This window comes from Acinetobacter sp. ANC 5054 (assembly GCF_002135295.1).
In the GTDB taxonomy this organism is placed as follows: domain Bacteria; phylum Pseudomonadota; class Gammaproteobacteria; order Pseudomonadales; family Moraxellaceae; genus Acinetobacter.
In genome coordinates, this window is the sequence record NZ_NEGG01000013.1 from 111,181 (window position 1) to 121,358 (window position 10,178).

Sequence of the window (10,178 nt, forward strand, 5' to 3'; positions counted from 1 at the left end):
ATAAAAAGTCGATAGATTCAGTCAAGTTTAACATTTTCAAAGCATAAAGACGAATGTAGCCATACGTCCTGTTTTTGCTTCACGGCGATATGAATAAAAATCTTCAGGTTGGCGGAAAGTACATTGATCGCCACCTAACACATTTTTAACCCCATGTAATGCAAGAATATAACGCGCAATTGCATACAGGTCGGCATAATATTTACCTTCCTTTATGCCTGCTTTAAATGCGCTATCCAGTTCAGGATATTTATCACAGAACGCAGCTTTTACTTCTGCACCAATTTCAAAGCTGTCTTGACAAATTGCCGCACCTAACCATGCCCATGTAGGTTGGCTATGCATCGCTGCAATGGTGTTTTCAACAATACCATTCGCTAAACCTTTCCAACCCGCATGTAGGTTCGCAACTTCCGTACCATCTGCATTACCCAAAACCACGGGCAAGCAATCTGCGGTCATCATCATTAAGGCATGATGTGGCGTTTGCGTCACCATGCCATCACCTTCAAGCGCATCAAAAATCATTTGATCATTGAGGGTATGGCAAATCGTGCTATGGGTTTGGTTCATCCAACTGATTTTATTCACGCCATATTCAGCAAAGTCTTGCAATAAGCGCATACGATGCTTTTGAACTCGCGCAGCATCATCACCAACATGTAGAGCAAGGTTAAAACCTGCTAACTCAGGCTGCTTTGTTGCCTGAGTATGGTCATGTTGAATCTGAGTTTGCCCCACACATACACCTTGTGGGAGTCCTTGTACAAATTGCATCATGCTGTCCTTTTCTAAATATGGCGGATAAATCAGTTGAACTGTGGCAACTGATTAATAAGCTTTATTTTCAGTACGCAGAACTTCAACTAAATTATTGAAGTCTTCTGGCCACGGCGCTTCAAACATCATATCTTCACCAGTACGTGGATGAACAAGACCTAGTTTTGCAGCATGTAAAGCCTGACGTTTAAAACTACGTAAAGTGTCATCAAGTAACTGAGACGCACCTGCTGGCATACGTACACGTGGCATATAAACAGAGTCACCCACAAGACCATGACCAATATAAGTCAGATGCACACGAATTTGATGTGTACGACCCGTTTCCAATCGTGCTTGCACACGCGTAAAGTGTTGGAAGCGCTCTTTCACATTATAATGTGTAACCGCGTCTTTACCGCCTGGCAAAACTGCCATTTTTATACGGTCTACAGGATGGCGTTTAATTGGCTCATCAATCGTACCGCCGGCAATAATGTTGCCATATACGACGAGATCGTAAATACGGTAAACCGATTTTTTCGCCAATTGCTTGCTTAAAGAAAATTGTGATTCTAAGTTTTTCGCCACAACCAATAAGCCAGATGTATCTTTATCGATACGATGGACCAGACCTGCACGTGTCAGTTCTGCAGATTTAGGATAATGGTGTAAAATTGCGTTGACCAAAGTCCCTGTGCTATTTCCAGCACCCGGATGTACAACCATACCCACAGGTTTATTAATCACCATAATATCGTCATCTTCATAGACAATATTAAGTGGAATATCTTCAGGTAAGCTACGGGTTTGCGCTTCGAGCTCAACTTCTAGGGTCAACAGTTCAGTACCTTCACATTTGTACTTTGGTTTCACAGTGTTACCATTGACCAACAAATGGCCTTCTTTGAGCCACTGTTTTAGCTTTTCCCGAGAAAAATCAGTCCAAACCAGTGCAGAAACCTGATCGATACGTTGTCCTAAATAGCTTTCATCCAATTGAAATTGCAACGATAAACGTGTTGCAGTTGAGTCTGAAGTATGGTTATCTGCATCCTCAGAATCTTCAAGTAAATTGAAATCAGTTTCAGGGAAATTAGAATTGGAAGATTGTGCTTGACTCATTTGCTCATTCAGACAAAAGTGGTTTAATAGTTCAATTGTAGCTCATTGCCCGTATTAACAGAGGAATTTTTATGTCGCTACCAAAATATAAAATGACAATGCTTGCTCTAACGATCGGCATTGCATCGGCAATGGTAGGCTGTAGCAGTAATCCAAAAAAAGAAGTGGTCGACACAGGTCCACAGTCAAGCGAACTGGTTTATATCGAAAAAGCAAAAAAAGCGCTTGATCGTCACCAATATACAGACGCGGCAAAACACCTTGAAGCATTAGAAACCTATTACCCTACAGGTAACTATGCACAGCAAGCACAACTTGAACTATTGTATGTAAAGTTTCAGCAAAAAGACTATGAAGGTGCAATTGCACTTGCAGACCGTTTTATTCGTATGAACCCGCAGCACCCGCAAGTTGATTATGCGTATTATGTTCGCGGTGTATCAAACATGGAGCAAAACTATAATGGTTTGCTTCGTTATACCTCTTTAAAACAGTCTCACCGTGACGTGAGCTATTTAAAAGTGGCGTATCAAAACTTTGTCGATTTCATTCGTCGTTACCCATCAAGTGAATATGCAGTTGATGCAGCACAGCGTATGAAATTTATCAGTCAAGAATTGGCTGAAAGCGAAATGAATGCCGCTCGTTTTAATGTAAAACGTAAAGCATGGCTCGCTGCGGTTGAGCGTTCACTTTGGGTGGTTGAACATTACCCACAAGCACCTCAAGTACCTGAAGCTTTAGCAACAGTTGCTTATAGCTATGAAAAGTTAGGTGATAAAGCAACATCACAACAATATATTGATGTGTTGAAACTGAACTATCCAAAACTCGTGAAATCTGATGGCACAGTCAATATGCGTGCAGCACGTAGTGAAGGCAGCTTCATTAACCGTGCAACCTTAGGTATTTTTGGTAAAGAAGCTCAAACCATGAGCGAACAGAATGTCGAAGATATCGAAGCACCTGAAGAAAAACGCAGTTTGACTAATCGCTTAAGCTTTGGCTTGCTTGACCGTCCAAAAACTGAAAATACCGAGTCAACTCAACCAGCTGAATAATATCACTCCAGATTGAGTCGATTTTTCCCAAAGGGCAAGTTAGAATACTTGCCCTTTTGTCTTTTCATGAACTACTTAATCAGATAGATTAAAAGGTATTCAATGCGCTCATTAGTTAGACTAATCGGCGTGAAAATAGCAACAACAGCATCTGAATTCGTTTTTAAAAAACGAACTGCACTAACTGACCCAGAGATAGACAGAACATACAGCATGGCCATTCCTCAGCATACAATTGATCAAATCTTAGATCGCACCGATATTGTCGATGTGATTGGTCAATTTGTGAAATTGAAAAAGACGGGACGCACCTATTCAGGTTGCTGCCCTTTTCATCAGGAAAAATCGCCGTCTTTTCACGTCTATCGCGATAAACAATATTTTCACTGCTTTGGTTGTCAGGCCAATGGTAATGCCATTCGTTTTTTGATGGATATTGGCAGCAGAAACTTCATCGAAGTAATGAAGGATTTGTCGAGCCAAACAGGCATTGAACTCCCTAAAGACAATAACGATTCCAATAAACTCAAATATAAACGCGAATCAAAACCCAAAGCCGTTGTTCAAACCACGCCAAAACCTGAAGCCGTACAACTCGTAAAAACTGAAAGTACACCTGCTCAGGGAAATACCTTTGAACACGACCCTTTCGCTGAATTTCAAAATAGCGAAGAAGCCTTTTATGGTAACGATCCTTTTGCGCATTTCGATCAAATCAATGATGCTTTTGAAGATGTACCGCAAGATGGCAACTTGTATGATCTACTGGAAAATGTCGCGCAATATTATGAGCAGCAATTGCCGCTGAGCCAAATTGGTCAAGCCTACTTTAAACAACGCGGACTCAGTGCCGAGACCATCGCGTATTGGCGTTTAGGTTATGCCCCTGAAGATTGGCAACACCTAGAAAAAGCTTTTCCACAAGATATTGAAGGTTTGAAACTTCTGGGTTTAATTCGTACCAGTGACAGTGGTCGTGACTTTGACTTATTACGTGAACGGGTTATTTTTCCAATTCGTGATGCCAAAGGTCGTGTGGTCGGTTTTGGTGGTCGTGCTTTAAATGACGAGATAAAACCCAAATATATCAACTCACCCGATTCAGAAGTTTTCCATAAAAACCAATTGCTGTATGGCTTATATGAAGGCCGTAAGCAAAAAGCCCAAGATTGGCTGATGGTTGAAGGTTATATGGATGTCATTGCCTTACAGCAATATGGCATTCATGGTGCTGTAGCAACCTTAGGTACTGCCAGTAATACTGAACATCTGAACATTCTATTTAAGCAGAATAGTCGAATTACCATTGCATTCGATGGTGATGCCGCTGGTCAAAAAGCAGCACGTCGAACTTTGGAAATTGCACTGCCACTGTTAAACGATGGCCGTGAGCTAAAGTTCTTTGTTCTACCCAATGATCATGATCCCGACTCTCTGATTCGTCGTGAAGGTATTGAGAATTTCCGTCGTTTACTTGATACCTCGCCCCTATTATCTGAATTTGTATTTGCGCATTTAACGCAAAATCACAATGTCAGCTCACCTGAAGGTAAAAGTCAGGTGATGGGCGAACTCAGACAACTGACTGAATTACTGCCAAAAGGCGGATCATATCGTTATCTACTACAGCAATATTTCCGTGAAAAGCTAGGTTTTAGCCGTAAATGGCAACCTCAAGTCAATAATGATGCCTCACTCAGCTTTAGTACGAAAATTGATGCAGAAGAATATGTAATCGCAATTCTGATCAACCACCCATATCTATATATTCATTTTGAACCATTGCGCGCTTTGGTTTCACAAGACTTACTGCTTTATCATATTTTAAGCATTTTCAATGTGATTTTTGATGAACTGCCAGATGATCCTGAGCTTTCTACATATTATGTACTGGGTGCCTGTGCAGCACATCATCATGAATTACAACATATTTTAGAACACGCCAATATTAGTGATTATACATCTTCACCTGAACAAGCGGATAAACTAGCAGGCGATCTGTCAATTAAACTGCAATATCAATTCTTGCAACTGAAAATTAAGTCCAATAAGTTTTCGAGCCTTGCCGAAATGCGTAATTTAAAACAGCGTATTTATGATATTGATAAAAAAAGATCGCTTACCTTACTTGAAGATTAAGTTTTAACTAATGTTACGCCCGTAAAAGTAATTTCGCATTTTAAAATGATTTTTAATTCTATTCGACGGAGTCCTACATCTAGGGATCGAATAAAGGTATTAGCCTTCGGCTGGAGGTACTCTTACGAAGCCACGCTTCTCATTAGGCAAAATGAGGAGCAATGCTCCGCAAGAAAAACCATTGTCATCCGCAAAACTCGCTCATTAGCGTCAAATTATTCAAAAGTATTGCAAAAACATTTTTGATTAGAAGAAGTCCTGCCTCAAACAATTGCGGATGACCTTAGCACATATCGTTCTTTTATTTGAATAAAATTGCGCTTCTTATGTTAACTGCGTAACTTCAAGTTCAAGCTGTGAACGACCTTCTAATTTAATGAATAAGTTTATTTATTTCTTCGGCTTACGACGATTTTCCGCCACGTTCACCAATTCTTGTTCCAACATTTCAAAATAAGCAGGGTCTTCTGCGGTCGCGGCATGGCGTAGCACTATTGAAGTTGGGTGAAGTAATTTTTGCGTTAAACGATGAGATAATTCCTGCATGACTTGTGCAGCATCTTCACCTTTTTGCAAACGATTCATTGCTAATGTCAGTTCTTCCTGCCGTAAAGTTTCACCATGTTCACGGTAAGCATGAATGGTTGAACCTGCAAGATTCACTTTTTGCTGCGTGATTAAATCAGTCGCAAGCTGATTAACCATCACTTCCGCTTCAACGGCAGCTTGGCGTCGCTGTGCTAAATTTTCCTCAATGACGGTTTGTAGGTCATCGACCCCATACAAATACACACCATCTAAACTTTCAACTTTAGCATCAATATCACGTGGTACAGCCAAATCAACCATTAACATTTGTTTATAACGACGCTTTTTCAGTGCTACTTTAACATCAGCAAAATGGATGACTTGGTGCAGACTACCTGTACAACTGGAAATCACATCTGCACGATGTAAGTTTTCAGCCAATGCAGAAAAATCAATGATTTCGACTTCAACACGATGTGCAATTTCTTGTGCCAAAGCTTCTGCGCGAGCACGTGTGCGATTGCAAATAATAATTTTACCCACACCCATTTCAGCCAAATGCTTTGCCACCAAGCTATTCATTTCACCCGCAGCAACCACCATTACAGTGAGTTGCTCAGGCTTACTAAAAACTTGCAACGCGAGCTGTGCAACGGCATAGCCCATTGAAACGGCATGACTACCTACTGCAGTTTCCGAACGTACCCGTTTGGCTGCATAAAAGGCATATTCAAAAATTCGGTTTAAATTGGCAGAAACAATTTCCGCATCTTTAGCAAGGGATAAAGCTGATTTTACTTGACCCAATATCTGCGGCTCACCCAACATCAGTGAATCCAAACCGCTAGCAACGCGCATGAGATGCGTTACAGCTTGTGCATTTTCATAACGATACACATGATTTGACAATTGCTTTACATCAATACCATTTGACTGGGCGAGCCAATTCAATACCATGTCTGCATTTTCAGACATCGCATAGACTTCGGTACGATTACATGTAGACACCACAACCATGTCATTGAGTTCAGGTATATGGCTTTGCTGTTCAAGCAATGCAGTTAACTTTTCAGGGTTAAATGCAATCTGCTCACGCAGCTCTACAGAAGCGGTTTGATGGTTGACACCCAATGCAAAGAAAGACATATCAGATCATCATTTCGCTAAATTTATGCTATTGTGCAACATCGGTGTCATAAAAAGCATTACTTGGATCAAGAAAAATTGCGTCTAACAAATAGCCGATTGAACGGCCAGACAATAAAGCAGTATTCTACCACATTCTTACTTGTCGGTAGCATGGCTTCTACTGTCCCTATTCGGGCCGTGGGAGAAGTTTACCATGCAAATTCAGGATATGATGCAATTAAACAAAGTATGATTGCCGAGTTTGCCTTAGCTTATAACGACATTCCGACCGCTTTGCATAACTACACCGTACTTGCGATTAAGAGTAAATCCAGTATGGTTAAGCAACGTGCTTTAAACGTTGCCATCGAACAAAATGATTTACGCGCAGCCCTAGACATCGCCACACATTGGGTTGTCCAAGAACCTGAAGATGTTCCTGCATTATTTTATTTATCACATATTGCGCTAAAAGCCCATGAATATGAATTGGCTGCAGAAACACTCGATAAAATATTAACCATTGACCCCAATGCCGACCTCGAACAAATTTTGGCTGGCATTTCACCAGAATCTCCTGATGATCGAGCGTATTTGATTCAGACCTTAACGACCAGCAAAGAGAAAACCAATCCCTCTATTTTAGTTTTGGTGGCAGGTCTACAAGCGCAAAATGCTGAAATGGCAGATGCTCTCAACACCATTAATTTAGCATTAAAAAAACGCCCCAAAGTGACTGGCTATATCCTCATGAAAGCCAATTTACTCATGGCTTTAGGGGATGAAGAAGAGACTTTAAAATGGTTTGAAAAATCCAGTCATAAACACCGTAACAATATGGAAGTTCGGTTGGCTCAAGCTAAATATTTAATCAAAATCAACCAGTCAGAATTGGGTTTAAAAAAACTTGAAGATATTTTAAAGAAATGGCCTAAAGCAGAAGAACCCCTGTTTATGGCTGGCTTAACCAGTATTGACCTTGAACTTTATGAAAAAGCTGAAAAATATTTGGTTGAATTACGCTATTCATCACAATATCAAAACGAAGCGTATTACTATTTAGCGGTCAATGCTGAACGTAAAGAACATTATGAAACAGCAAAAGCTTATTATCGTTTGGTGGATGGCAGTTTATATACCGTATCACGCCGTAATATGATTAATATTTTTGCGCAGCAAAATAAATTGCATGATGCCTTACGCTTTTTAACCCAAGAACGGGTAAATTATCCGCAACATGCGAGTTTTTTATACCTTGCACAAGCTGATATTTTAAAGCGAATGAATAATAAAAAAGCGGCAGTACGCTTACTTGATGAAGCTGTGCGTAATTTACCTGAAGACCCTGAGCTGATTTACGCTGAGGTGCTATTACTCGATGCACATCAAGACAAAGATAAGTTAGATCGTTTATTAAAACAATTACTTGAAATAGAACCGAATAGTCCGACCTACCTCAATGCCTATGCCTACACCCTAGCAGTTCAAAACCGACGGCTTGATGAAGCACGTAAATATGTTGAACATGCATTGGAATTTGCGCCTGAACAAGCCTCTATTTTAGATACTTTGGGCTATATTTGTTATCTACAAAATGACTTCAACACTTCAGCCTCTGTGCTGGAAAAAGCCTATGAGCTCAGCAATAGCATCAAAATTGGCATTCGTTATGCTCGCTCTGTATTTATGCAAGGCGATATGGAAAAATTTGACGCTCTGTTACAACAACTCCAACAAAAATATCCGAATGATCCGCAATTAGAACAGCTAAATTCGCTATTGTTACCCCTACAAATGAAAAAGAGTTAAAACCTATTTATGCATATGACTTCTAAACTGGGGTTGTCTACCCTCACCTGTTGCGCATTATTTTTTACGGGTTGTCAGCCTTACATCAAACAGCAACCTACTGCTCAACCTACACCTGAAGAAATTGCAGCCAATCAATTCAATCTGCAAGGTAAAATTGGTGTACGCACACCACAACAAACCGGCAGTGCATTTTTTACTTGGGCACAAGACCGCGACGAATTTGATATCGAGTTAAGTGGCATTTTGGGTGTAGGAAAAACCCAAATTACGGGTAAACCAGGTGATGTACAGTTGAACAGCGCAAAAACAGGTCTAATCGAAGCAGCGACACCTGAAGAATTATTAGAACGTGCAACAGGTTGGCAAGCGCCGATCACCCATTTAGTCGATTGGGTGCAAGCTCGCCCTGCAACCACACAAGCGAAAATTCAACGCGATACAGCACAACGACCATCTCAAATCATTGAAGATGGCTGGAGTGTCGATTTAAGTTATAACGATGCTGCAAACCTACCCAATAAATTAATTTTGAAACAAGCGCTTGAAAATGGTGCAGAAAACCGTATTACAATGGTGATTCAAAATCGTTAATTTTTTTGATTAAGTTGACTTATGACTAATGTAATTCGTGTCCCTTCTCCTGCAAAACTTAATTTGTTTTTGCATATCACCGGCCGCCGTGAAAATGGCTATCACGAATTACAAACCATTTTTCAGCTCATCGATTTATGTGATTGGCTCGAATTTAGTCCAACGATTGATCAAACTGGTGCTGCATTGATTCAAATTGATGGCTTAGAAGATGTTCAACTAGAACAAAATCTAATTTATCGTGCTGCAAAATTACTCGAACCCTTTGCAAAAAATCTAACTGCGCAAAAAATCCGCATTGAAAAAAATATTCCAATGGGTGCTGGTCTCGGCGGCGGCTCATCCGATGCCGCAACCACGCTCATTGTGCTGAATAAAATTTGGCAATGTGGACGAAGTACTGAACAATTAGCCGAATTCGGACTGCAACTTGGCGCCGATGTTCCAGTATTTGTTCATGGTCTAAATGCATGGGCTGAGGGTATCGGTGAATACTTAACATTCATAGATTTAGCTCAAAAACAGTACATTGTGCTTAAACCTGACTGTTTTATCAGCACTCAACTGCTTTTTTCACAAAAAACGTTGACAAGAGACACGAAGCCTACTAAATTTTGCGGCTATCAGGAATCACCATCTGATTTTGGAAATAACTTTGAGCCAGTGGCAAGAAGTTTATACCCTGAAGTCGATGAAGCAATGCAGTATTTAGACCAGTTCGGTACAGCAAAGCTTACAGGTACAGGTGCTTGTGTTTTTACTGAAGTAACTGAAAATATGAATATTGATGACATTTTAAAAAATGCACCATGTAAATCTTACTTGGTTCATAGCTTAAAACAATCACCATTACGTCATTTTGAAGTTTGATAGGGGCGTCGCCAAGTGGTAAGGCACCGGGTTTTGATCTCGGCATCCGTTGGTTCGAATCCAGCCGCCCCTGCCATCATTTTTCACCTGTAGATGTAATTGCTGTAAAGTTTTAGGGGCGTCGCCAAGTGGTAAGGCACCGGGTTTTGATCTCGGCATCCGTTG

8 protein-coding genes and 1 tRNA gene are annotated in these 10,178 nt (G+C 40.5%); 6 read left to right on the forward strand and 3 right to left on the reverse strand.

Annotation, left to right across the window (positions count from 1 at the left end; genetic code table 11):
• Positions 1 to 36: 36 nt before the first annotated feature.
• Together pgeF and rluD are read right to left on the reverse strand one after the other, a co-directional pair.
• Positions 37 to 777, reverse strand: coding sequence for a peptidoglycan editing factor PgeF (gene pgeF, locus B9T33_RS13390; RefSeq protein WP_086179397.1), 741 nt, complete (start codon positions 775 to 777; stop codon positions 37 to 39).
• 54 nt (positions 778 to 831) lie between these two features.
• Positions 832 to 1,884 carry a 23S rRNA pseudouridine(1911/1915/1917) synthase RluD gene (gene rluD, locus B9T33_RS13395; protein WP_086179398.1) on the reverse strand — a complete coding sequence of 351 codons (1,053 nt, stop codon included), beginning with the start codon at positions 1,882 to 1,884 and terminating at the stop codon, positions 832 to 834.
• A 71-nt stretch (positions 1,885 to 1,955) separates the two neighbouring features.
• On the opposite strand from rluD, the gene B9T33_RS13400 reads away from it, so the two are divergent.
• Entirely contained in the window at positions 1,956 to 2,945 is a 990-nt protein-coding gene (locus B9T33_RS13400) for an outer membrane protein assembly factor BamD (protein WP_086179399.1), read from the forward strand.
• Positions 2,946 to 3,158: 213 nt separating this feature from the next.
• A complete protein-coding gene (locus tag B9T33_RS13405; protein ID WP_086179400.1) occupies positions 3,159 to 5,084 on the forward strand; it encodes a DNA primase in 1,926 nt (641 codons plus the stop codon).
• 390 nt (positions 5,085 to 5,474) lie between these two features.
• Here the strand turns inward: B9T33_RS13405 and hemA are convergent, their stop codons facing one another.
• Complete coding sequence (gene hemA / locus B9T33_RS13410; RefSeq protein WP_086179401.1) at positions 5,475 to 6,758, reverse strand: glutamyl-tRNA reductase; 1,284 nt, start codon at positions 6,756 to 6,758, stop codon at positions 5,475 to 5,477.
• 78 nt (positions 6,759 to 6,836) lie between these two features.
• Between hemA and B9T33_RS13415 the strand changes: the two genes are divergently transcribed.
• The 4 genes from B9T33_RS13415 to B9T33_RS13430 all read left to right on the forward strand — a co-directional run bounded on the left by B9T33_RS13415 (position 6,837) and on the right by B9T33_RS13430 (position 10,089).
• Positions 6,837 to 8,549 (forward strand): tetratricopeptide repeat protein, encoded by a 1,713-nt coding sequence (locus B9T33_RS13415; RefSeq protein WP_086179409.1) that lies wholly within the window; start codon positions 6,837 to 6,839, stop codon positions 8,547 to 8,549.
• A gap of 9 nt (positions 8,550 to 8,558) precedes the next feature.
• Positions 8,559 to 9,143, forward strand: coding sequence for a lipoprotein insertase outer membrane protein LolB (gene lolB / locus B9T33_RS13420; RefSeq protein WP_086179402.1), 585 nt, complete (start codon positions 8,559 to 8,561; stop codon positions 9,141 to 9,143).
• A 21-nt stretch (positions 9,144 to 9,164) separates the two neighbouring features.
• Entirely contained in the window at positions 9,165 to 10,013 is an 849-nt protein-coding gene (ispE, locus tag B9T33_RS13425; protein WP_086179403.1) for a 4-(cytidine 5'-diphospho)-2-C-methyl-D-erythritol kinase, read from the forward strand.
• Between the two features lies 1 nt (position 10,014).
• A tRNA-Gln gene (locus B9T33_RS13430) sits at positions 10,015 to 10,089 on the forward strand.
• Positions 10,090 to 10,178 lie beyond the last annotated feature (89 nt).